At 50.3% G+C, this 24,385-nt stretch carries 22 protein-coding genes and 1 pseudogene; 20 read left to right on the forward strand and 3 right to left on the reverse strand.

The genetic code is table 11. The annotated features are described in order from the left end of the window. The first annotated feature begins 255 nt into the window (after positions 1–255). From FE784_RS12490 to FE784_RS12510, 5 genes are all read left to right on the forward strand, one after another. Positions 256–1,152, forward strand: coding sequence for an AraC family transcriptional regulator (locus FE784_RS12490; RefSeq protein WP_139602530.1), 897 nt, complete (start codon positions 256–258; stop codon positions 1,150–1,152). 208 nt (positions 1,153–1,360) lie between these two features. Beyond that, entirely contained in the window at positions 1,361–2,497 is a 1,137-nt protein-coding gene (locus FE784_RS12495; RefSeq protein ID WP_139602531.1) for an amidohydrolase family protein, read from the forward strand. Beyond that, on the forward strand, positions 2,494–2,886 hold the full coding sequence (locus FE784_RS12500; protein WP_139602532.1) for a Rieske (2Fe-2S) protein: 393 nt from the start codon (positions 2,494–2,496) through the stop codon (positions 2,884–2,886). Before FE784_RS12495 ends, FE784_RS12500 begins: the two co-directional genes overlap by 4 nt. A gap of 193 nt (positions 2,887–3,079) precedes the next feature. Continuing rightward, complete coding sequence (locus FE784_RS12505) at positions 3,080–4,183, forward strand: ABC transporter substrate-binding protein (protein ID WP_139602533.1); 1,104 nt, start codon at positions 3,080–3,082, stop codon at positions 4,181–4,183. Beyond that, positions 4,159–4,416 carry a hypothetical protein gene (locus FE784_RS12510; RefSeq protein WP_139602534.1) on the forward strand — a complete coding sequence of 86 codons (258 nt, stop codon included), beginning with the start codon at positions 4,159–4,161 and terminating at the stop codon, positions 4,414–4,416. Before FE784_RS12505 ends, FE784_RS12510 begins: the two co-directional genes overlap by 25 nt. Positions 4,417–4,761: 345 nt before the next feature. Here the strand turns inward: FE784_RS12510 and FE784_RS12515 are convergent, their stop codons facing one another. After that, on the reverse strand, positions 4,762–5,547 hold the full coding sequence (locus tag FE784_RS12515; protein WP_139602535.1) for a helix-turn-helix domain-containing protein: 786 nt from the start codon (positions 5,545–5,547) through the stop codon (positions 4,762–4,764). A 216-nt stretch (positions 5,548–5,763) separates the two neighbouring features. Here FE784_RS12515 and FE784_RS12520 point away from each other — a divergent pair, with 216 nt between their 5' ends. The 9 genes from FE784_RS12520 (at position 5,764) to FE784_RS12560 (ending at position 15,477) form a co-directional block, all read left to right on the forward strand. Beyond that, on the forward strand, positions 5,764–6,882 hold the full coding sequence (locus tag FE784_RS12520) for an amidohydrolase family protein (RefSeq protein WP_139602536.1): 1,119 nt from the start codon (positions 5,764–5,766) through the stop codon (positions 6,880–6,882). Further along, positions 6,882–7,277 carry a Rieske (2Fe-2S) protein gene (locus FE784_RS12525; RefSeq protein ID WP_139602537.1) on the forward strand — a complete coding sequence of 132 codons (396 nt, stop codon included), beginning with the start codon at positions 6,882–6,884 and terminating at the stop codon, positions 7,275–7,277. The genes FE784_RS12520 and FE784_RS12525 overlap by 1 nt, the downstream gene beginning before the upstream one ends. 140 nt (positions 7,278–7,417) lie before the next feature. Then, entirely contained in the window at positions 7,418–8,722 is a 1,305-nt protein-coding gene (locus tag FE784_RS12530) for an ABC transporter substrate-binding protein (RefSeq protein WP_139602538.1), read from the forward strand. A 377-nt stretch (positions 8,723–9,099) separates the two neighbouring features. Further along, positions 9,100–9,954 (forward strand): AraC family transcriptional regulator, encoded by an 855-nt coding sequence (locus tag FE784_RS12535; RefSeq protein WP_139602539.1) that lies wholly within the window; start codon positions 9,100–9,102, stop codon positions 9,952–9,954. Between the two features lie 367 nt (positions 9,955–10,321). Next, entirely contained in the window at positions 10,322–11,626 is a 1,305-nt protein-coding gene (locus FE784_RS12540; RefSeq protein ID WP_139602540.1) for an NtaA/DmoA family FMN-dependent monooxygenase, read from the forward strand. Positions 11,627–11,686: 60 nt separating this feature from the next. Further along, positions 11,687–12,742: an NAD(P)/FAD-dependent oxidoreductase gene (locus tag FE784_RS12545; protein WP_139602541.1), complete on the forward strand. Its 1,056-nt coding sequence runs from the start codon at positions 11,687–11,689 to the stop codon at positions 12,740–12,742. Positions 12,743–12,762: 20 nt separating this feature from the next. After that, positions 12,763–13,764 carry an ABC transporter substrate-binding protein gene (locus tag FE784_RS12550; protein WP_139602542.1) on the forward strand — a complete coding sequence of 334 codons (1,002 nt, stop codon included), beginning with the start codon at positions 12,763–12,765 and terminating at the stop codon, positions 13,762–13,764. 250 nt (positions 13,765–14,014) lie between these two features. Beyond that, complete coding sequence (locus FE784_RS12555; protein ID WP_139602543.1) at positions 14,015–14,500, forward strand: RrF2 family transcriptional regulator; 486 nt, start codon at positions 14,015–14,017, stop codon at positions 14,498–14,500. Positions 14,501–14,556: 56 nt separating this feature from the next. Further along, complete coding sequence (locus tag FE784_RS12560; protein ID WP_139602581.1) at positions 14,557–15,477, forward strand: NAD(P)/FAD-dependent oxidoreductase; 921 nt, start codon at positions 14,557–14,559, stop codon at positions 15,475–15,477. A gap of 370 nt (positions 15,478–15,847) precedes the next feature. Here FE784_RS12560 and FE784_RS12565 read toward each other — a convergent pair whose 3' ends face one another. Continuing rightward, on the reverse strand, positions 15,848–17,284 hold the full coding sequence (locus tag FE784_RS12565) for a DHA2 family efflux MFS transporter permease subunit (protein WP_139602582.1): 1,437 nt from the start codon (positions 17,282–17,284) through the stop codon (positions 15,848–15,850). Positions 17,285–17,568: 284 nt separating this feature from the next. On the opposite strand from FE784_RS12565, the gene FE784_RS12570 reads away from it, so the two are divergent. The 4 genes and pseudogenes from FE784_RS12570 to FE784_RS12585 all read left to right on the forward strand — a co-directional run bounded on the left by FE784_RS12570 (position 17,569) and on the right by FE784_RS12585 (position 20,835). Further along, on the forward strand, positions 17,569–18,171 hold the full coding sequence (locus FE784_RS12570) for a TetR/AcrR family transcriptional regulator (RefSeq protein ID WP_246132006.1): 603 nt from the start codon (positions 17,569–17,571) through the stop codon (positions 18,169–18,171). Positions 18,172–18,233: 62 nt separating this feature from the next. Further along, positions 18,234–18,506: pseudogene (locus tag FE784_RS41870) on the forward strand (C40 family peptidase); the annotation flags it as partial. Between the two features lie 298 nt (positions 18,507–18,804). Next, on the forward strand, positions 18,805–19,782 hold the full coding sequence (locus FE784_RS12580; protein WP_176706158.1) for a carbohydrate deacetylase: 978 nt from the start codon (positions 18,805–18,807) through the stop codon (positions 19,780–19,782). A gap of 204 nt (positions 19,783–19,986) precedes the next feature. After that, complete coding sequence (locus FE784_RS12585; RefSeq protein ID WP_176706159.1) at positions 19,987–20,835, forward strand: sugar phosphate isomerase/epimerase family protein; 849 nt, start codon at positions 19,987–19,989, stop codon at positions 20,833–20,835. Positions 20,836–21,015: 180 nt separating this feature from the next. Here FE784_RS12585 and FE784_RS12590 read toward each other — a convergent pair whose 3' ends face one another. Next, the gene (locus FE784_RS12590) at positions 21,016–21,810 is read right to left on the reverse strand and encodes a helix-turn-helix domain-containing protein (RefSeq protein WP_139602547.1); all 795 of its coding nucleotides are present in this window, start codon (positions 21,808–21,810) and stop codon (positions 21,016–21,018) included. 261 nt (positions 21,811–22,071) lie between these two features. Here FE784_RS12590 and FE784_RS12595 point away from each other — a divergent pair, with 261 nt between their 5' ends. Beyond that, positions 22,072–23,025 carry a carbon-nitrogen hydrolase family protein gene (locus tag FE784_RS12595; RefSeq protein WP_139602548.1) on the forward strand — a complete coding sequence of 318 codons (954 nt, stop codon included), beginning with the start codon at positions 22,072–22,074 and terminating at the stop codon, positions 23,023–23,025. A 48-nt stretch (positions 23,026–23,073) separates the two neighbouring features. Next, the gene (locus tag FE784_RS12600) at positions 23,074–24,384 is read left to right on the forward strand and encodes an ABC transporter substrate-binding protein (protein ID WP_139602549.1); all 1,311 of its coding nucleotides are present in this window, start codon (positions 23,074–23,076) and stop codon (positions 24,382–24,384) included. Position 24,385: the final 1 nt, after the last annotated feature.

The following is a 24,385-nucleotide window of genomic DNA, read 5'->3' on the forward strand; positions in this document are numbered from 1 at the left end:
GGGAGTTCGGAGCCCATTATCGTCTTCGATTCGGACTCCTCCTTCGGAATAGAACGGGGCAGGCAATGCAATATTGCTTGCCTCTTTTTTGTATTATCGGTCGAATGGATGACGAAGCGGCTACTCATCGTAAGGAAAAATAATAGGCGCGAGGTTATAGCGGGGCTATATTATAATTGAAAGAAGGTCTCTTTATGATTGTTAGAATCCGTCGGAAAAGACACCCTGCTATTGGACCGGGGAGGATCATTATTTATGGACATGAGAAATTTTATTTTCAACGAGAAGCCTCTATGGAAAACGGATATGGTCGAGAAGCTGAATCGTTTCCCGATCGCGATGTCTCAGCAGGGGGAATGGATGAGCGGGACTGATTTCCATTATCATCCCGGAGTGGAGATCCATATTACGCACGACGGCGAAGGCGTGATGGTCATCGGAAGACAAGTATTGCTGCAGTTCCCTCGCTCCGTGCTCGTTTTTCGCGGAATGGTGCCGCATCAGATGCTTTCCAAGTCTTCCTATAAGCGTGAAGTGATTTCGATTCATTTCGATGACGACAGTACGGCCCTGCTTCCGTCTTTGCATCGTTTGGTTGATTTTAGCTGGATTCCGCAACATTCGTGCTTGAATGTATCGCTCAATCCGAAGCAGTTTCAACATTTGGAAGAGATGTGCAAGGCGTTGAGGCACGAGCTTCGAACCGGGGAAGTCGGTTGGGAACGGATGGCGTTAGGGAATATGCTGCTCATAACCGCTTTTCTGCAAAGGAGCCTCGATGAACCGAAAGAGCAGGCGTTATCCGCTCCGTCGTCCGGCAAAAAAAGCGACCTCGTTCAGCAGTGCTCGAATTATGTATGCCGCAATCTTGGCGAAGATTTGACCTTGAAGACGGTTTCGAAACGATTTGCGGTGAGCGGGGAATATTTGACGCGCAGCTTTACGCGCGAGATGGGCATCAGCTTCTATCAGTACGTGCTGCTGCAGCGAGTTGCCGAAGGCAAGCGGCTATTGCGCGAAGCATCCGATGTATCCATCGAGGGTATCGCCTACATGATCGGTTTCCCGTCCCCTTCCCACTTCAACAGACATTTCAAAAAATGGACGGAAGAAACACCGTCATCATATCGGCAAAAGGTGCACGGCACGTAAGGGTGCGGATGGTTTCAGACGGGGCAGTTTCGATTTGTTCGAATGCGGTTTCTTGCAGTTTTCGTTGGTAGGCGTCAAATAAGTCGCGGACAATTGGTCAACAATCGATTAGAAACGCGACAAGGATCGGCATTCTCTTTCTCCCCCTCAAGTCTATAATGAAGATGTAAGCATCAATCGTATCAACATAAGAGACGGAGGGGAAAACATGCAAACAGCAAAGGAGTCAAGGTCCGATACGGTCGAACGAAAAAAGCAGAAACGCCCGATCGTAGACTGCGATATTCATCACTTTACCGGGCTGAATCTAATAAAACCGTATATGCCGCGGGAATACCGGGAGCTTGTCGAAACTTACGGAACTGCAATGCCGGGCTCGATGCACTTTAACGGAGGCGTCGGAGGCAGAATGGTCGATTCGTTTCCTCCGGAGGGCGGACCGGCCGGCAGCAGTTTGGCCTATATGCAAAAGCATCTGTTAGATCCGTATAACATCAAGTATGGCATTTTGACCGGCGAAAGCTTGGGCGTGCAAGCTACGATCAATTTCGACTATGCGGCGGCTTACTGCAGTGCGGTCAACGAATATACGTACGAGCATTGGCTTGCCAACGATAAACGGCTGAAAGGCTCGGTCTTGATTCCGAAGCAAGACCCGACATCGGCTGCCAAGGAGATTGACCGCATCGGCTCGCGTCCCGAATTCGTGCAGGTGCTCGTTCATAACGGGGCGATGCTGCCGTACGGAAACCGCTATTATTACCCGATCTATGAAGCCTGTGTGAGGCATAACTTGCCGTTAACGATTCATGTCGGCGGAGAAGGGGCCGGTATGAACTCGGCCGCGACAGGAGCAGGCCACGTTACCCATTACATCGAATCGCGGGCGGCTCGGCCGCAGGTCATGATGGCCCATTTGGCCAGCTTCATCTTCGAAGGCGTGTTCGAGCGGTTTCCGACGTTGAAGGTCGTGCTGCAAGAAGCGGGCGTCTTCTGGATTGTCCCGTACTTATGGCGGCTCGATCAAGACTGGAAGTCGCTGCGGGTACAAACCCCGTGGGTGCGCAAAAAACCGAGCGAATATTTCCGCGATCATGTTCGCGTCACGACGCAGCCGATCGAAGCGACGCCGAACCGCGAAGTGTTCGATCAGATGATGGAACATATCTACGCGAAAGATACGATGATGTTTTGCAGCGACTATCCGCACTGGGATTTCGATTCTCCCCAGCTTGCGCTGCCCCGTCTGGATGATGAACTGGCGGATCGCGTGTTTTATCAAAATGCGGCGGAGCTGTACGGTTTTCCTTCGATCGGCTCGGCGCGCGAGGAGGAGTCGGAATGAGCCAGCCGAAAGCTGCTTTGCAGCGGCATATTGTAGCGAAGCAATCGGAAATAACGCCGGGCACGAAAAAAATCGTCGAAGCCGGCGGGCGCAGCATCGGCGTGTACAATGTCAACGGACATTATCATGCGCTGCGCAACGTGTGCCCGCATCAAGGCGCGGAGCTGTGCAAAGGGCTCGTTACTCCGCTCGTCGTCTCGTCAGGCCCGGGAAGCTTCGAATACGACCGGGAAGGAGAAATTGTGCGCTGTCCGTGGCATCAATGGGAGTTCGATATTCAAACCGGCTGCATGATCGTCGATCCGGCAATGCGAACCAAATCATATGAAGTTACGGTGGAGAAGTTTGACGTTTCTCTAGAAGACGGCCATGTCGTTGTGCATATGTAGACAGAGCGCAGTGGGATCGGCTGTCGCAAGCCGACTTCTGCTGCGAACTGACCATCGCAATAATTGCGAACGCAATTTTTGATAGAGGCAAGACTTTAAGAGACCGGTGAATAAACGAGAGAAAACAAATTCCACACTTGCAAGTGACCTATTCGCCGGTCAAGCTAAAGCAATGATGAGGGGGTAAGCGGTTTTGCAAATCAAAAATGGTTCCAAGGACAAAGCGACTATAAAAAAATGGGTGTTAGGATTGGCGACGGGCATGCTTCTAGTGCCACTTGCGGCTTGCGGCAGCAACGGAGGTGCTGGAAACGAAAACGGCGACGAAGTCAAGGGCAAAGCTCTGGAAGAGGATAACACGCCGGCTAAGATTGTGTTTTATTCCACCTCGGGTTGGAGTCAGGAAGCATTCAATGAACGGTTCGGCGATGCGATGAGAAAGAAGTTTCCGCACTATACGATCGAGTATATCGCAACAGGCAAAGGCACTACATTTCCGGAAATGATGGCTGCCGGCACGGAGATTGACGTCGTCTGGCACGATGTGAATACGACCATCCCGCAATTGCTGGAGTACGGCCTTCAGTACGATATGACTGAGCTGATCAAGAAGCATGGGTTAAACATGACCAACTTGGAATCTACCTCGATCGATGTCGTGAAGCAAATGTCCGGCGACAAAATGTATGCGCTTCCACTTGTCATTAATACCGCGGCGTTCTACTACAACAAAGATTTGTTCGACAAGTTTGCGGTCGCCTATCCGAAGGATGGCATGACGTGGGATCAAGTGGCCGAGTTGGCCAAACGGATGCGCAGAACGGACAGCGGAATCGATTATTACGGGATCGTAAGCGGCACTCAGCCTCAGTTTAACTTGACCTCAATGGCGGTACCGTTCATTGATCCGAAAACGAACAAGCCGACCATTTTGACCGACGACAGATGGAAAACGCTTTACCAGCAGCTGATCGTGCTGCGAAAAACGATGGACAACAAAAATTTGGGCGAAGATCACTTCGTTAAAGATAAAAACATCGCGATGCTCGATTATTTGGCCAATACGTTCCTCAACAAAGATATGACGACGATGAACTGGGATTTGGTCACGTATCCGACGTTCAAAGAGCTGCCCGATAAAGGTCCACAGTCGCTTCCGACATTGTTTGGAATTACGTCAACGAGCAAAAATAAAGATGCGGCGATGAAGGTGCTCGCCTATATGCTGTCCGAGGAACCGCAGCTCGGCTTGTCCGAAAGGGCGATCATCCGGTGCTGCAAACGGATAAAACACTAAAGGCGTTCGCTACGAAAAGCAAGTATGAGGGTAAAAACTTTCAGGCGATTCTGAAGCTGAAGTTTACGCCAATCGCGCCGAAATCGGCAATCGAAAACAAAGCGAGAACGGCTTTTGCCAAGCCTGTAGTGCAATTGGTTGACGAGAAGCTCGATTTGAACACGGCGTTCCGGCAGGTCGACGAGGAAATGAACAAGATTATTGCTGAAGAAATGGTGAGATTGGCAAAATAGAAGCACGCTAACTAAATAATCGATTAAGACGAGGCTGCCGGCAAAGGAACGGCAGCCTCGCTGTGCTAGCGAGCAGGATAACGCAGTACATATTCACATACCTGTAGTAAAATATTACCAGTAAAACTGTTGAAAGGGAGTATGTCAGTGGAAAATCTCATCATTGAGCCCTGCAAACCCGAAAGGGATAAAACGGTGATCAGAGCCATGTTGTGTGGAAATGGCCAGTTTGACGAAATGTTTCAAGCACAGACCTCCATACGAGGGTATTTCATTGAACTAACGGAGTACGAGATCGCAGCCTCGTGTCGCAGCAATGTCCTCTTCCAAATCCATTGAATGGAATTAAATATGGTTGTTCCTTCTAAAATTCGAAGGATTGATCCCTACTTTGGAGCGGAATACGCGACCCAGGTACGAGCCGTTCTCATAACCGCAAAGGGATGCGATCGTATCCAAAGTGTAGTCTGTTTCAAGAAGCAGCTTTTTGGCCTCCTCCAGTCGCAAATTCGTTGCGTACTCGATCGGGGTGACACCGTATTCCAAACGGAAGCGGCGGGTCAAGTCGGAAGGTTTGAGTCCGAGATTGTCCGCTATGCGTTTCATACTCAAATCGTCGAAAAGGTGTCTGTGAATGTAGCCGGCTGCGAGCTGCATTCGAGGCTCCTTTTTTTTTCTGCGTTTTTCCATATATTTGTATTCCAACAAGGTTAAATGCAGCAAATCCATCAGCATGTGCATGGAAAGATGATTTTCCTTAGACAAGCTGCCGTATTCTAGCCATGTTTTGCGCAAGTAAGAGTATGTCGATGAAAGGCGGTTCACATCGTTGATCGTGACTTTGCCTGAAGGCAGCACGCCTAACGAGGGATCGGGTTCCATAAGCGGGGTAAATACGAGCATGTGAAAAGTAATCTCCCCTAAAGATTTGCGTTTGAACAGGGAGCCCGGCGGCACGATCACGAGATCTCCGAAGGAAGCTGTGCCTGTCTGTTTCCCGATCGTATATTCGAATGCGCCGGTCTCCATGCCGATAATGACGTGATGCGCATGAACTTCTTCAGGCCTGAAAAATTCCTTGCGAGGGCCGATGTAGTTGCACATGTGCAACTTATATGGATGCTGTAACACGATTGAACACCTCCCAATCAAATCCTGTACTAGAAGTTTAACACGGACAAAAACTAAAAAACATTGAAAAAAGTGATAAAAATATCAGAATTCCGTGTGTTTATAATGAAACTTTGTGGGTGTAACATGAAAGGAGAGATCTCGAACGACTATATAAACATCGCAAACCGGTTTCATGCATGAATCGGGCAAGGCGCTTGAAATGGAGTGGGGAAAATGGATATCGCATCTAGTCCGAAGGAAACGGCCAATCGTAAAACATCGGGGATTATCGATACGGATGTGCATCAATCGCCAAAAAGCAAAAAAGATCTGCTTCCATATTTGCCAAAAGTTTGGCATGAGCAATTTTTGACCGGCGGCATCGGATTGTCGAATTTTTATCCTACTCCGATAGGCGTCTCCCGTAAGGACGCGACGCCGGAAGGAGACGGAGCCGCAGGCTCGGACCCGCAATTTATGATCGAGCATCATTTGGAAGCGTACGGCATCGAATATGCGATTCTTACGGGCGGTATAGAGACGGCTTTAGCTTTGCATCCCGATGTGGACTACGGGAACGCAGTCATCCGGGCTTACAACGACTATATGATTGAAAACTGGCTTCCCGTCGATCCGCGCTTTAAAGGATCAATCGCAGTGAATGTAAGCGATCCGGCAGAAGCCGTGAAAGAAATCCAACGTGTGGGAGGACATCCCGACGTCGTTCAAATCATTGTGTGCAGCGGCGTGAAAACACCGTACGGCAATCGGATCTATCATCCGATTTACGAAGCGGCCGAACGTTTCGGACTGCCTTTTGCCATCCATCCCGGCTCGGAGGGCAAATTGTATCCGCCTACTCCCGTAGGCTACCCGACAAGGTATATGGAATGGCATAACATCATTCCGCTGACGTTTATGGCCCATGTCAACAGCATGGTGTGCGAGGGCGTATTCGAGAAGTTTCCCGGTCTGAAGTTTGTGGGCATTGAAGGAGGCGTAGCGTGGCTGCCTCATCTGATGTGGCGGATGGATAAAAACTATAAAGCGCTGCGCTCGCAAACGCCATGGTTGAAAATGCTTCCTTCCGAGTACATCAAGCAAAATGTCCGTTTGACGACACAGCCGATAGAAGAACCGGAGCGGCCGGAGGAGCTTGTGCAAATTTTCCGGATGATCGATGCGGAGAAGACGGTGTTGTTCTCTTCGGATTATCCGCATTGGGACTTCGACAATCCGAAAGTGGTTCTTCCTTCGATGCCGAGGGAAATGAAGGCGAGGATTTTGGGTGGAACCGCCGCCGAGCTTTACGGATTGACGCTTCGGTCCGAGCAATCGGGGGGGAACGGCTGATGGAACGTTACCCGGTTTTGCGGATCGACGAACTGCCCGAGTTCGGTCATAAGATTGTGGAAGCGAAGGGGATCCAGTACGGGATTTATCGGATTAACGGTCAATACTATGCATGGAGAAATGTTTGCCCGCACGCAGGGGCCCCGGTATGTGTCGGGAAAGTTTGCGGAACGAGACTTCCGTCTTTGGTTTACGAATACAAATACGGGCGCGAGAACGAAATATTACGGTGCCCGTGGCATGGATGGGAATTCGATTTATTGACCGGCGAGCATTTGGTTGATCCTGAAACCCGGCTGAGAAAAGGAAAGCTGGCGATAGGCGACCAGGAGCATGAAAATCTTGAGCCCGGCCATATCGAGGCCGATCGAGAGTACATTTATTTATTGATTTGACGCAACTATATTGCCTTGTGAGCTGAAGCTGCAAGGCAATCCCTTCTGGAATGGAATGAAACGTTAAAATCTATAGTTCAACTTACATAGTAACAGACTAGAGAAACCATACGAGTATATCAAAACAAGGCGGGTTAACGATGAAAAAAATGAAGTTGGGTTTGATTTTGGGGCTGCCGGCATTATTGGCTCTTGCAGCCGGTTGTGGTGCTTCGGACGGCGAAAAAGGGAAAACACCGGCAACTGAGGCGGCACCCGAACCAGTCACTTTAACGTTTAGGCCTTCCGAAACGATGACGGACGCCCAAGTTGAAAAATTTATAAAGGAGCCGTTGAAAAAGAAGTTTCCGCACATTACGCTCGAAGTAGTGAGATTCGGCAACGGTGTTACGTGGGAAAGCGCTGTATCGGCCAATCAAGTTCCCGATTTATTCGCGACAGCCTACAAGTCGACCGAACTATTCGTCAAGCTGCAGATCGCGGAGGATCTGAGTCCTTTCATCGCCAAACATAAACTCGATATCGGCAAGTTCGAGCCGGTGGCGGTCAACACGATCAAATCGTTCGGAACAAAGGGCGAGCTTTTCGGTCTTCCCTATGAGACGCATTATGGCGCGTTATTTTACAACAAAGATATTTTCGATAAATTCGGCGTGTCCTACCCGAAAGACGGGCTGACCTGGGATGAGGCAATCGCTATCGGCAAAAATTTGACCCGGACGGAAAGCGGCTTAACCTATATCGGCCTCGATCCTTCGAGCCCTGCGGCCGTCAATGTGGCGGTAGGCCATTCGGTCGGAACGGGCGATATCGTGAAGATCAATAACGAAAGCTGGAAACAAATATTTTCCATGCTCCAGAAAGCTTATGAGGTGCCCGGCTTCGTACAGGACAAGAAATATACGTATGGCGTCAATTCATTTTTGAAAGACAGAAATTTGGCGATGTTTTCGAGCTGGGAAAATGATTTGCTAGGGAAACTAAGCGATGCCCTAACAGAAGGAAACCCGATGAACTGGGATATGGTCACGCATCCGAACTTTAAAGAAAATCTCGGTCAAGGAAGAGATGCGGCTGCACATGCTTTCTTTATCAGCAATAAGAGCAAGTATAAAGAAGAAGCATTCCAAGTGATGAAGATGGTGACGGAGCCCGAAGTCCAGTCCCTGTTCAACCGCAATGGCGTGCTGACGGTGTTGTCCAAAACCGAAGAAGTGAAGAAGGAATACGGGAAAGAGATTCCGGTATTGCAAGGGAAAAATACGGCTGCCATATTCAAAATGACGCCTTCTCCCGTCGTGAGTCATACGTACTATTCCATCATAAGCTCGCAGCTGACAAAGGCGGCCAGCTCCGTAGCTTTGAAGCAAAAAGATGTGAATACGGCGCTAAGGGATGCGGAAGAAGAGGCGACCAAATTAATCGCAGTCGAATTGAAAAAATAACCTATACGTTGATGAGCGATTAGCGGAATTTCAGGGAAATGCTCGCCGAGGTCATTCGGATAACTTGTATTTATGGAAGCTACCGATGTTTGAGGTCTACGCGGAGTCACGAAAGTGGCTCCCTTTAGCGTTAACAAATGCAAAGGGCCGAGTTCGTTTATGGAACCGAATCCGTGATTTTGTAATGACGAAATTGTGAGAAAAATGAAGGGAAGCAACGCTCTGATGGGGAAATAGTAGGAATCCGCAAATTCCAACTATCCGTTCCCCAACAAATAGCGGCCAGTGTGAACCGCTAGGGATAGATCTGTTGTTGTTGTTTGGTATTATTGGAAGAGCCCGGTGTACAATTGTTGGATGGGGGCAGGTGAAGTACGATGATAGATCCGGATAAATTAGCGGAGATATTTGCCAGTGGTTCCTATGATATAGAAGGTGTCTACCGTTTCGTCATTCAACCCAAAAGCGCATCGCGTGAATTCAGGACTGTAAAGTATGGGTTTCTGTTTGCGATTGGCGGAGAGGCCAGAATACGTGCAAATGGCTCTGTCTACAGCTTGCGGCCAGGATCAGTCTTTCATGCGGCGCCGGACATACATCTGGAATGGCAGGTTGTAGGGTTATCCCAGTTCAAGTATGATTTGTTATTTTATAGCGTGGACAAGTCGGAGGATGGCAGCGGCGAACATTTTTGCGATTGCCATTTCATGCTGGAGCCAGGGGCGATCCCTGGAATGCTGGAATTGCTGGATATGCTGCATCAGAATATTCATGCTACAGGGGGGATTGCGAAGCTTCGTGTCAAGCAAATTTTTTTAAGCATCATGCATCAAGTGCTGGTAGTCTGCAAACTTCGGGAAAGCAGCGGTCCATCAACCAAGAGGGTGATAGAGGATGCCGTTGCCTACATGAATGGGCATTACATGAACACAGTGACGCTTGACGAATTGGCAGAGATGCACGCCATGAGTTCCAAACGCTTCTCGTATTATTTTCATAAGTATACTGGATACCGGCCGATTGACTACGTGATTCATTATCGGATGGAAAAAGCGAGTGAACTGCTGAAGACAGGCAATTTTCCCATTCGCGATATTGCGGCCAGTGTCGGTTATTCCAATCCTCTCTACTTCAGCAGACTATTCCAAAAGAAATTCGGGATGTCTCCTTCCGCCTACAACAAAACCTTTGTGACTGAAGCCCCCCTTTCACAGCCTCCCAATAAAAATTAGACAATTATTCATAATGGATTGGTTGTTTTTGCAATGAAGCGCAATTCTCCTCGCTTAGGTTGGGCAATTTTCATCATTTCGCGAATTCACGACTCTCCCGGAAATCCGACTTTATTTGACAAGCCCGTTTTTAGATAATTATTCATATTTCATTTGCGATTTGTGTATTCACATTTGTTGCGGTTCTTGCTACACTATTGCAGTGCATATTATTGATAATAATAATCATTATCATCAATGTTGAAAGGATATTGAACGTCCCGCACTCATCGGCGATTGGTTTGACTTCGCCAGCAGGCGGCCTTTGGCATTGAGGCGCTTTTGCCGATTCGGGCTCATTTTATTCGATAGGGAGGATGGACAAATTTTGAGAGAGAAAAAACAGCTCTGTATCGGACTGTCCTTGTCTGCTACTTGGAAGAAAGGAAATAGCGGACAGCAGAGCGACAGTGGAGCGAAACCGTTTTCGAACGATTCTTTCGTTCAACTGGCGAAAATGGCGGAAAAGGCCAAGCTTGATTTTGTTTTTAAGCCGGACGCACTTTTTCTCCACACCGAGGGGCAGGGTCATTCTTCCCGCTTCGCTAGTCTCGACCCGACGATTATGCTGACCTCAATTGCTCGTGAGACGGAGCGCATCGGGTTGGTTACGACGGTATCCACCTCGTTCAATCCGCCATTTGTAGTCGCCAGACAGCTTCAGTCCTTGCATTGGCTCAGCGATGGGCGTGCCGGTTGGAATATTGTTACTTCCATTGGAGGTGCGGAGAATTTCACCAACTCTCCCATGCCTTCATCTGAAGAAAGGTATGCGAAAGCGATTGAATTCACCGACGTCGTGCGCAGGCTCTGGGAAAGCTTTCCGTACGAGGCGCTTACGACGGATAGCGCGTCGGGTCAAGCCGATGCCGGCAAGAAGATTTCGGCAATCCATCATAACGGCGAATATTTCAGTGTCAAAGGTCCGCTCAATTTGCCGGCTCATGCATCGGGAACGCCGCCCTTGTTTCAAGCCGGCGCTTCGGATTCGGGACGCAATTTTGCCGCTTTGGTAGCGGATGCGATTTTTGCATCGACGCCCGACATGGCTTCGGGCATTGAATTGCGTCAAGACTTGCGGAAGCGCGCCAAGGCGCATGGCCGCTCTCCGGACGCGGTGCGCGTGCTGCCCGGGTTGTATTTTTTTCTGGCCGATACGCGCAGCGAGGCGCGCGACATGTATCGGGAGGCGCACGCCCATCTGAGTATGGAACGTCGGTATGCTTCCGTCCAGTCGATTCTTGGCCTCCGGCTTGACGGTATGCCGTTGGATCGGCGTGTTACGGCCGACATGCTGCCGGATCCCCGCCAGCCCGTGCGCAGTCGGACACACGCCGATCTGCTGCGCAGGTTTATTGTGAACCGGCAGCCGACTGTGGAGGAATTGCTGTCACGGCCGGAGGTTGTCGGTTCGGCGCATTGGGTGGTTGCAGGAACCGCCGAGGAAGTGATGCGGGAGATGATAACGTGGTTCGAGGCTGGCGCCATGGACGGCGTAATCGCTTTGCCGGGCGGATCTATCCATTCGCTGGAGTTGTTTCTCGATGAGCTGGTGCCGATGCTGGTCGAACAGGGGTTGTTCCGGAGTGAATATACGGGCACAACCTTGCGCGAGCATCTGAGGATCACGTAGGCCAAGTCACGGGCGGTCGATACGCTTGTACAATATGAAGAAAAACGAGGCGATTATACAATGCATGACAAGGATTTGTTCGACATAACGATTGTTGGCGGCGGTCCCGCCGGTTTGTTCGCCGCATTTTACAGCGGCTTGCGTGAAATGAAAACAAAAATTATAGAATTTCAGCCCTTTCTGGGCGGCAAGGTGCATGTTTATCCGGAAAAGATGATTTGGGACGTGGGCGGATTGATGCCTGCTCCCGGTTCCCGACTGATCGAGCAAATGGTCGCACAAGGCCTGACGTTTGAGCCGGAAGTAGCGCTCGGGGAAAAGGTCACCTCCATATCCAGAGATGCTGCGGGACATTTCATTCTGTACACCGCTTCGAGCCGATCGCATCGGTCCAAGACCGTGCTGTTGGCGATCGGGGGAGGTATCCTGAAGCCGATCAAGCTGGAAATCGAGGGGGCCGAGCGATTTGAGGTTGCGAATTTGCATTACACCGTTAAATCGCTTGCCCGCTTTAAAGGGAAAACCGTACTGATCTCCGGGGGCGGCCATTCCGCCGTTGACTGGGCGAACGAGTTGGGGCCGATTGCCAAGCAAGTGCACCTGACCTATCGGAAGGATGCGTTAAAAGGCGGCCATGAAGCCGACATCTCGCGGCTCAAGAGCAATTCCGTCGAATGCTTGCTGAACACTTCGATCGAAAGGCTGATCGCAACCGCTGATCATGAGAGGATCGAGACCGTCTTGCTGAAGCGAAATGAGGACGGGACCCTATTCAAGCTTGCGGTCGACGAAGTAATCATCAATCATGGCTACGAGCGAGACAAGGAATTGCTGGCCAATAGCGAGGTTAAGATCGTATTGCAGGACAATCGCATATCGGGTACGCCCATGAGCGAAACATCGGTGCCCGGAATTTATGCCGCTGGCGACGTATTGCAGCACGAAGGCAAGCTGCACCTGATAGCCGGAGCGTTCCAGGATGCGGCTAACGCGGTAAACAAAGCGAAACAATTTGTCGCGCCCGATGCCCAGTCGTACGGGATGGTGTCCTCGCATAATGAATTGTTCGCACAGAAAAACCGCGAAATGCTGAAGCATTTGTATGCAAGCAAATAAACCGGGAAAGAGGAATGGAAATGAACAGAATGACTGGCTGGATAATTTTGCTTGTTTTGCTGGCGGTCGTACTGGCAGGGTGTTCGGCTGCGCCTGCGGAAAATCGCGCCTCTGAGCAGGCTTCTGCATCAAATGGGGAAAATAACCAATCCGCCGGTGCGAGTCAGCCCAAAGCAAACGAGGCCGGGACGGAAGGCTGGCCCAGAACGATTAAGGATGCCGTCGGCCATGAGGTCGTATTAAAGAAAAAACCTGCGCGAATTGCTGTGCTTCATCCCGTGTATTTGGATTACTTCTTTGCCTTGGACGAGCCTCCGTTTGCCGCAGTAAACGCGGCGGAAGCCATGAAAAACTTCGCCACCCTGCAGCCCTATGCGGGAAAAGCCAAAATTCTGGATCTGGGCAGCGGACGAGAAGTGAATCTGGAAATGATCACGCAGGTCAGTCCCGACGTCATCGTGACGTTCAAAGGCCACATCGATTCCATTTACGATAATCTGGTCAAGATAGCTCCCGTCATCCAAATTGATTTCTCCGACAGCTGGCAGAACACGACAATGCTCTGCGCCAGAATCGTCGGCAAAGAGAAGCAGGCCGAGAAGTACATTCAGGAGACACGCGAGCTGATCAAGAAAACCCAGGATAAGATGGGCGAGCGCATGAAGCAGACCTTTGCGATGTTCCGCATTGACGGCAAAGCCAATTACTTCGCTCCGGGCACAATCAATACGATGTATTACATTCCTACAGGATTTGGCTTGCTGGCTCCGAAAGGATATCCGGAGGACAGCCAAACGATTTCATTGGAGGCTTTATCGCAAATGAATCCGGACTACATCATTTTCCAACATGATATTGAGGTTGCCAAAGCGTCGGTGAAGGAAAAGGAGTCGCTCCATGTGTGGAAATCGCTGGAGGCGGTTAAAAACGGCCATGTTTTGTTTTTTGACAATTCTCTCAATACGGCAAGTGTCCTGGCTGTCCGCTTGGCCGCAGAAAAGCTGATGGAGATCGCAAACTAAAGCATATCGTATATATGAACATCCGCAAATGAGCAGCAAAGACGATTCGCGACACGCCTATGCCTAGTGGTTTCGGATGCGTCTTTGCCCTCCGCAAGAACATAAAGAGTAGCGTGACTGATGCCTTGCCGCCAGCAGACGGTAATTGCAGATTGCGGACTATAATGTCATTGCAAACCGAAGTTGAATCGTTTATTATGGATATAACAGATCCGTATTAAGAGGAATCTTGGGAAGGGAGGAGGGAACCATGCAGTTCTCCAAAAGTACAGATTACGCACTACACGCCTTACTTCATTTGGGTCACTCGGATCGTCGCAACAATGTCGGAATCAAGGAATTATCTGCGAGACTTAGCGTTTCTGAAAGCTATTTATCCAAAATCATGTCCAAGTTGAGGCAGGATGGAATCGTACGTGCAGTACCGGGGGTGAACGGCGGTTATGAGCTGGCACGGCCGGCCGAACAGATTACTTTTCTTGACGTGATTCAAGTGATTGAAGGAAGACAGCAATTGTTCGAATGCTCGAATTCGAATTCGCAGCAGCATCAGTTGTTAGCGGAAGCGGGGGCCGTACCAAGCGAGCAGGAATGTCCAAAGAAGAGCGGATGTTTGGTTGAGAAGGTGATGGACGGCGCGGAACAAAATCTGCACCGATACTTGCGGGAGCACACGATCCAGTCGGTGCTGGATGAGGCATTCAAGCGTTGCAACCATGAGGTAAACAAGAAGTGATACGCTTCTTGCGTCTAATTATGGACATTGTAGATCTATGGAGGCTGATGAGAATGATGAAGAATCAACAACTCGATGCGGTGATTATTGGCGGCGGCCCAGCAGGGTTGAACGCCGCTCTCGTGCTGGGGAGGGCGAGGAAACATGTAGCGGTGATCGATGAAGGCCGTCCTCGTAACGCCGTGACTCGAGAGGCCCACGGATTTCTTACCCGCGACGGAATAAGCCCTAGTGAATTTCGGCAAATTGCGAAGGAAGAGATCAGCGCCTATCCCTCCGTGCTTTTCGTAGCGGATACGGCCGTGTCGATTGCGGGAACGGACGGTCATTTTCAAATTGCGACTGCGCAAGGAAATACATTTGCAAGCAAAAAGCTGTTATTTGCCATCGGAATGAAAGATCGGCCACTGGACATTCCTGGACTGGCGGAGGTTTATGGGAAAAGCGCATTTGTATGTCCGTATTGCGATGGCTGGGAATTAAGAGACGAGCCGCTCGTCGTCATTAACAAAGGAGCAGAGCTCATGCACTTCGCTCCATTGATATCCGGTTGGACGGACCGTTTTACTGTCTGCACGAACGGTCCCGATGAGCTGACGGATGCTCAGCGCGAGGAGCTCCAGCGAAATCAAGTGCCTATATTCGACTCGCCGATTCAGAACATCGATTCCGACGACGACGGGATCGTGCGTCAAGTCGTGCTTGAAGACGGTACGTCGATTCCGTGCAGAGGGATCTTTTTCAAGCCAGATCTGGTTACGGGATCGGACTTACCGCGAGCCATCGGATGCGACATCACGGAAACGGGATCGGTTGTTATCGACAGCTTCGGGAAAACGAACGTTTCTGGCGTCTATAGCGCCGGGGATGCGGCATCGCGAGTTCATCAGGCTATTGCAGCCGCTTCTATGGGCGCATTGGCCGCCGCAGCCATAAACAATGAATTGAATATAGAGGCATGGAGAGAAAACGGATGAATAGATCAGATACAAACGCGACGCCAACATCGAATGATTTCTTGCGAACGGGATCATGGCGCCGGTCTCGGGCAGGCTGTTCGATAAGTTCGGAGCGCGGGTAACAGCGACGGTCAGCTATCGCAGGACAATCCCTGTGATTGCTGACCGTTGTTTTGGCTTTCGATAGCAGCGGAGAAGCCGGAGGATATCGCATTCGCAATTGAAGACGATCGTCGGGCTACCGCCGATATCCCCGTCGGATACTTGGTGACGGCAAGCGCGCATGATCTTTCCTGGTTTTAAGAGGATAAAAATAAGACTACATCCCTTCAAATATAGGGAGTAGTCTTATTTGTTTGGCTTTGCCTACAACTTCACGTATACATGTCTAGGCTTCTGTGAGGATTGCCCTTTTCAACGCCGCTTTAGGTTCTTCCTCGGTCGCTTGTTTGACGCGTTTAATAAAGAAGGAAAGCAGCAAGCCGATGACGCCGATCCCGACAATAACGAGGTAAGCATCATTGATACCCTGAATGGAAGCTTCCATGAGCAGATGCTCTTGCGTAGCACCCTTTGCTGCGCCTGAAGCGATCATGTCCTGCATATGCGTCTTCGTACGGTTGGTCATAACGGTAACGAGAAGAGAAGTGCCCACGGCGCCGGCTACCTGGCGAATCGTATTGGAGATTGCCGTACCATGCGCATTTAGTCTATTCGGCAATTGATTCAAGCCTGCGGTTTGCACCGGCATCAGCAGCAAGGCCATCCCGATTCGGCGCCCCGTAGACATGAGAACCAGATAGGTATAGCTGGTCGAGTCCGTCAAGTTGATAAAGCCGATCGTGGTGGCGATCGTAATGACCAGGCCGACAATGGATAGCCACTTCGCGCCAAAACGATCGAACAGCTTGCCTGTAACCGGCATCAGGAAGCCCATCACAAGCGCCCCTGGGAGCAGCAACAGGCCGGATTCCAGAGCCGTATATCCGCGGGCATTCTGAAGGTAGAGCGGAAGCAGCATCATATCCGCGTACATCACCATCGTAACCGCGATATTAATGATCGTCGTTAAGGTGAACATCTTATATTTGAATGCGCGAAGATCCAGCAGCGGATTCCGGGACACCAGCTGTCGCCAAGTGAACAGGGCAAGAGCGACGAGGCCCGTCACGATGGACCCGATGACTTCCGGGCTAGACCATCCTTCGCTGCCGGCCCGGCTGAAGCCGTATAGCAACGCCCCAAATCCGACGGTGGAAAGAAGGACGCTGAGCATGTCAATTTTGGTATTGCCCCGCTCCGATACATTTCGCAGAAAAATAAATCCGCAGACAATCACAATGACGGCAAGCGGGATCATGCCGTAAAACATCTTTTCCCAGGCATAATTTTCAAGAATGTAACCGGCAAGAGTAGGCCCGATCGCAGGGGCGAATATAATGGCAAATCCCATCATGCCCATGGCGGCTCCCCTTTTCTCGGGGGGGAATAGCGTTAGGATGACATTCATGAGCAACGGCATAATAATGCCTGCGCCAGCCGCCTGAATCATGCGCCCGGTCAATAGAACGGGGAAGCTCTCTGAGAGGGCGGATACGACCGTGCCGACAAGAAAGATCATCATCGAGGCTTGAAATAGCTGCCTGGTGGTAAATCGCTGCATGAAGTAGGCTGTAATCGGGATCAGCACCCCGTTAACGAGCATGTAGCCCGTAGTCAGCCACTGGGCAGTTGCTGCCGTAATGTTAAAATCGATCATAAGCTCCGGGGTGGCAACGCTCATAATCGTTTGATTCAGCGTTGCAAGAAAGGCACCCAAGATCATAATGAACAAGATGGGTCCTTTTTTTATGGAATTGCTGTTTGTTTCCTTGCTTGTACTCAACTTGCCCCATCCTCTCCAAAATATAATCTAGACTTAATTTACAATGTGTAAGATAATTAACATTGCATAAATTAGATTATAATCAGAAAGCGTGGTCTTACAAGCAACACATCTTTACGAAATGTAAACTAATGATCACCATCTATATGTTGTGTAGTTTAATTTGAAAATATATGACGAATATCGGATTATTGTAAATTTCCAAATGGAGGAGTGAATAGGAAATGACAGAACATACAAAGCTGCGTATCGATCCCAGAAAAATTAGGACGCGTCAGCTGCTCAAGGATGCTTTCATTGATCTGCTGCAGGAAATGGATATTGAAAAAATAACAGTTAACCGGATCGCAGAGCGCTCTACCATTAACCGTGTTACCTTTTATCTGCATTATCGCGATATCCCAGATATGATGGAGAAGATGGCGGATGATATGGCTGAAGACATTCAGCGTGTTTTGAACCAATCCCCTGTGAATCATTCCGTTGAAGAGATCGATTCGTTGATGTTGGTGTTGGTCAGTTTGCTCGAGCATATTGCCGAACATTCCAAATTCTATAAAATCATTCTTGGTTCGAAACGAACGCCAATCTTTACGGAACGTTTGCTAAAGATGTTGTCGGGAACGATTGCCTCGCGAATAGACAAATTGGGAAGCGATTCCATCCTTACTAAATCGGGTATTCCAAAAGATATTGCGGTATGGTACGGCTCCGCGGCCTTGATCGGTACGATTGTGGCTTGGCTGAGAAACGATATGCCGTATACGCCGCTTTTTCTAGCCAAGCAGTTTTCAATGCTAGTGAGGAATCATCACGCGATAGAATAAAGGGTCTGCGGGAACGATGCGAGGAGCATGATAAAGAGTCGGCTAGAATAGCCGACTCTTTAACTTCGTTCACGCAATATGTATATAAGCTAAACGGGGTGTCGATTCCCCGTTCATCCAGACAACAGTCGAAGGCGGGAACTTATGTACCGCGCAGCCAGCTGCAGCCCGGAGATCTTGTGTTTTTCTATTCGCCCATTCATCATGTGGCGATTTATATGGGGAACGGCAAAATTTTGCACACGTACGGTAAAGGCGGGGTCACGATTTCCAACCTTAATTCCGGAAATTGGAACAGAAATTACACTACGGCACGTCGTGTGCTTCCGAAATAACGGACAAGCATCGGTAGCCGGCGCCAGCGCGTGCGAATATTGACAATTATCGATGAAACATTAAAGAGAAGTGAGTGGAAAAAGAGCTGCTTCGCTCTAATACCACTCACTTTTTCTTCAACAGAAGCGGATCGACCTTTCCTTGACTTCAACGATATTCGGGGAAGGCGCCGTCCAAGCCCGTCACCGCAAAACCGGAGGTACCGGACTGGGGTTTTCGACCGAATAGGTTAGTTGTACCTATCGAACCGGCGCACGACGCATATTATAGCTAAGAATAGGTATAGGGGAGATTCGGTTGACCAAATATCTCATCGTCAATGCTGATGATTTCGGATTATCGGTCCGAGTAAACGAAGGAATTCTCGAGGCCCATCGGAACGGAATTGTAACAAGCGCTACCCTGATGGCCAATATGCCCGGGTTCAATCATGCCGTTTATATGGCCAACCGGACCTCATCATTAGGCGTAGGGCTGCATTTGAATTTGAGCTCCGGCAAGCCGCTCTCGCCAATAGAAAGCGTGACCTCCCTCGTAGGAGCCGACGGCTGCTTCTCGGATAAGAGGAGCGGGTGGAGGGACGAGGACATTGAACGGGAATTGGATAAACAATTCAACAGGCTTGTATCGGCGGGAGTTATGCCAACCCATCTGGACTCCCATCATCATATCCATCTTGAAGTCCCCGCCGTTTATGACATCATGGTCAAGCTGGCCATCAAGAAACGGATCCCAGTGCGGCTGCATCCTTGGTCACCGTATACGGAGAGTGGCCTCGTCGGCACAGATAGTCTCATTATGGACACATACGATCAAGATGACGGAGCGGAGCGTCTGCTTGCGCATCTGCAAGATTTAACGGCAGGTACGACGGAATTGATGTGTCATCCCGGGTATGCCGACTCGGAAGCTCGATCGAGCATCGCCGCGCAAATGAAAAGGGAAGCAGAGCTGCGGACGTTTACCGATCGTCGGATTATGGAGGAGATTCGTCAAAGCTCGATCCGACTGATTGACTTCAGAAATCTTCCGGTAACCGACAATAGCCCGATACGGGGCGAATCCGACGTTTCTTTGAATTCGCACCCCCATTTATCCGAAGCAATCGAACCTGCACCCGACCCTTCCGGCGGACGCAAGCTTAACAAAAGGAAGCCGTTCTTCAAAAGACGCAAAAAAGGGATCATTCGAAAGAAACGATCTACCCGCGCCAAAATGAATAGAACGTCCCGACTTGCCGTCAAGAAGCGACGGCGGAAAACGAAGTCGCGATAATCGTTCCAATAGGGTCAGGCGTAATAGTAATGCCTGACCCGTCGCTTTGGTTTACCGAATCACACATAATGACAAGTAATGCGAAAACCGGACATTCGTTTCCGGCAATGGGCGTGGTAGGGTAAATATATTCCTGAACAAAGAGGTGGGCGCGACAGATGGAAATGTATCCATGCGGAGAATATGGTCTGGGAGGTAATCTCTATGCAAGCTATACATAGCTTGTTTCCGAAACTATTTCAAGGCGAATCGCTGGAGGGGCTCGCGGATAGCTTGCATGAGACGGGAATCGGCAGCGTCGATCTGCTTATTCGCGACGGCTATTGGGTCACGCCTTCGGGACTCGGGAAGGAAGCGCCCGACTATGTCCAGTACATGCAGCAGCGGCGAATCGAAGTGCCATTTGCCACTACCTCTTATACGCCGGAGATGCTGCTGAAGGATCCGGGTCCGCTGGAAGTAATGGCCGATTTGGGAATACGGAGCTTTCGCATGGGGTACTTGCAGTACGATGCTTCGGTTCCCCTCGACAGCCAATTAACGGACGCGCGGGTTCGAATGGAGAAGCTCGCCGAGCTTTGCTCGAAGCATCGAATGAAAGCGATTTATCAAGTGCATCACGGACGCTCCCAGCTGATCCAGCATTCGATGTCGGCGCTGACGATCGTACGCGATTTGCCCCCGGAGCATGTCGGCATTATGCTTGATCCGGGAAACCAGTACCATGACGGCAGAGAGAACAGCGGCAAAGCAGTAGCGCTGTTGGGACGGTATTTGGCGGCGATCGGCGTCAAGGATGTTGCCGTCATGCAGGATGCGTCCAAGCGCCATTTACCGAATAAAGGCTGGTCGACCGTATGGGCTCCTTGCCAGGAAGGCTTAATCGATTGGCATGAAATTAGCGAAAGCATGCAAGTGTTGGACAGTCCGGTTATCGTGAATTTGCAGATGCACTATCATTTGCCTGATCGAAGGGTGCTGCTGGATACGTTGAGGGAAGAGTGGGCCTATGTCGTAAACGCGTTCGGAAAGAGGGATGGCCGCTCGGCATGAACGAGGCCTCCGGCATTATCCAACGATTGTCTTGAAACGGCGTCAATTAGCCCGTGAACAAGGTGCGAATGAACATGAAACGGCTGCGAGCAACTGTCTGCTCTCGCAACGATAGTGTTCAACGCATCTTATTTCCGTTGCATCGAGGCGAAGCCGCATCCTTGCATCTTCAGGTGCGGTTCAGTCGTCCGGTTCATCGTAATCTGCGGAATACGCCTCTTGCGAAGCGGCCTTTTTCCGAAATTGCCGCGGGCTTGCGCCCGTATGCTTCTTATAAAATTTCGAAAACGAAAAAAGATCGTTAAATCCGAGATCAATGGCGATTTCGGATATGCTGTGCTCCCGGTATCGGAGCATTTCCTCCACTTTTTGCACCCGCACCTGATCGATATACGCCTTCAAATTTCCCCCGGTAATCTCTTTAAACCTTTTCGATATATGGCTGCGCGTGTACGACAGCTCATCGGCCAGTTCATTGATCGTGATCGCTCTTCCGTTTCGGATCAAAACCTTTTCCGTAATGAGCTTCACCAGCTGATAGGACAAATCGTCGGCTTTATGAAAGTCGTCGGACTGCACGTAACGAAACATCGTTTCCAGGAAGCCGTTGACGAATGCTTTCTCGTAGTCTTTATAGGCTGTACCGGGAATCGCCATTCGGAAAGAGGAAATGAGTCTGCTTGTGAACATGTTGCCGTGAATGTGCCCGCCCCATACGGGAGCGTCATCGACTTGCCGTTCGAATTTTAATGTAATCCAGGTGAGATCGGGCCTGTCGTAAGTAAACTCGTGAGTCCAGCCCGGAGGAACGAGCAGCATATCTCCCGTCTGGAGAGCAAGCGGCTGGCTGAGCAATCCGCTATGGACTACGCCTTGAGTAATGATCTCGAGCTGCCAATATTCGTGCGTGTGCGACTCGACGGCAAATTGCTTCTTACCCGAACTGCAGTATACGGAAAGTATGTTGGATTTCATGGGCGTCCTCCTCGCATCATCCGTAATGCTAACCAAGAGCACACATAATTACAAGTATTGCAAAATCCGAACATTCGTTTTGCACAGAGTGAATGGTAAATTAAATGTATTATAAATCAAAGAGGTGAGCGCTTACAATATGATGAATATCGGCGTTCTCGGATCGGCAAAGACAGTCAGATTTGCGTAACCGCAGCGCGGAGAAGAGGGGCGGCAGAAGGTAAGGATAAGAGATTGTATTGCGAGGGGAGCGCGAATCCGATGGCGAAATATGTGAAGATAAGCTGCTTGCAATATCCGAAATGGTCGATTAACCCATTGGCGGACATGGAGGAAGTCGTCCAGCTTGTCATCCGGGGCTGGGAGAAGCAGTTGGACAATGTGCTGCCCGACCGTCCGGACATGGTCGTACTGCCGGAATGCTGTGACGATCCGAGGAGGTCCGGACAAACATTGGAATGGTTGTACAGCTTTTACCGTTACCGGGGAAACCGGATCGCCGATTTTTTCGCCTCCGTCGCCAAAGCGAATCGGTGTTATATCGCCTACAGCGCGATGATCGAAGCGGCCGACGGGAGCGTCCGCAACGCTGCCGTGGTGATCGATCGTGCCGGGGCGGTTTGCGGCGTGTACCATAAAAACTTTTTAACGATCCGGCAAAAATCGACTTCCGGCACTTTATATGGCAAAGAAGCGTCGGTTATCGAGACCGATTTCGGGCGGGTTGCCTGCGTCATCTGCTTCGATTTGAACTTCAACGAGCTGCTGGAGCAATATGCGCGGCAAAAGCCGGACTTGATCTTGTTTCCTTCCGCCTACCACGGGGGCTTGATGCAGGCTTATTGGGCTTATGCGTGCCGCGCCCATTTTGCCGGTGCCGTATGGGCTCCGAATCCTTGCTCGATTGTTTCTCCTGTAGGCGAAACGATTGAGGAAAGTACGACCAATTATTCGTTTTTGACCCGAACGGTCAATTTGGACTGTGCCGTCGTTCATCAAGACTATAATATACCGCGATTGCAGGCGATGAAACAAAAGTACGGTCCCAAAGTCCATGTTCATGATCCGGGACGATTGGGAGCGATACTCGTTTCCAGCGAGACCGACGAATTTACGGTCCGACAAATGATCGAGGAATTCGACTTGGAGCTGCTGGACGACTATTTTACAAGATCGCGCGCCGATCGCTGCAAAAGCGGGCATATGGAAACGTAAAGGCTGGCCGGGAGCGGCAAACGAATTATCGAAAGGTGCGGATCAAGCATGAACATTTTTAAAACGACGGCATCGTGCGCGATGCTGCTGGCCTTGTTGGCGGCAGCCGGATGCTCAAGCGGCACGCCGAAGGCGACTGAAGACGAGCAGGCCAAGACAGCCCAGGCGGAGAAGCCACCTGAACCGGTGACAGTCAAATTTGCGGCACATGGCAGCCAGCTACCGGTCGAAGATTTCGAGAAATATTATAAAGCTCCCGTCAGCAAAAAATATCCTCATATTACAATCGAGCGGATCGATCATACCCAGAAAGGGACCGGACTTGCGGAGCTTATTGCCGCCAGGGAAATACCCGACATTTACATGAACGGACCGCTCGATTTGGCCACCTATTTCGAGCTGGGGCTGGAAAATTCGATCGACGACTTGATAAAGGCGAACAAATTCGATACGACGCGCATTAAGCCGGAAGTGTTAAGTACGATGACCGACACGTTGGGCAGAAAAGATCTGATCGGCGTCCCTTGGTACAATCAAGGCTGGGCCATATTGTACAACAAAGATTTGTTCGACAAGATGGCTGCCGCCTATCCGAAAGATAACATGACCTGGGAAGAAATCGGCGATTTGGGCGCGAAGTTCAAAAGAACCGAAGGCGGACTATCTTATTACGGTTTGGCGCCGAGCGACGTGTTTCGCGGAGCGTACCAGCTGCGCTTGCCTTGGGTCGATGCGCAAGCGAACAAAAGCATGCTGCTGTCGCCCGGCTGGAAAGAGGTGTATGAGCTGTATGCCGGCTTGCACGACAAAGCGGGCCTCGTTCCGAAAGGAAGCGACACGTTAAGCATGTTCACCAAAGGCAATATCGCGATGATCGCCACTTCCGCTACGCGGGCGAGATCGATGCGTACGATTCCGGGGCTAAGCTGGGACGCCGCCACGTATCCGCAAATGAAAAGTGTTCCAGGATACGGTCATCAGGTTGATCCGAGCGTGCTGCTCATTCCGAAGGGCGCGAAAAATAGGGATGCCGCCTTCAAAGTCATTTCGGTCGTGCTGTCCGACGAGGTGCAGCGCAATATGTCGCGCAATGTGTGGGTGTCGGTATTGGACAATCAGTCGATTCAAGACGAGTTTGGCAAAGAGTATCCGGATCTCAACTCCAAAAATATGGCTGCGTTTACAAAGCTGAAAAGGAACGGCACGATGCCTTCGTTCGGCGGGGTAAATGCCATATCGATCGCCAACAACGCATTAACCGAAATGCTGTACGACGGCAAAGACAGCAACACGGCATTGCGCGAGGCGGATGACAAGCTGAACAAAGCACTTGAGGAACGGAAGCAGCAAAAAAAGTAAC

Source organism: Paenibacillus hemerocallicola (assembly GCF_006265175.1).
GTDB lineage: Bacteria > Bacillota > Bacilli > Paenibacillales > NBRC-103111 > Paenibacillus_AB > Paenibacillus_AB hemerocallicola.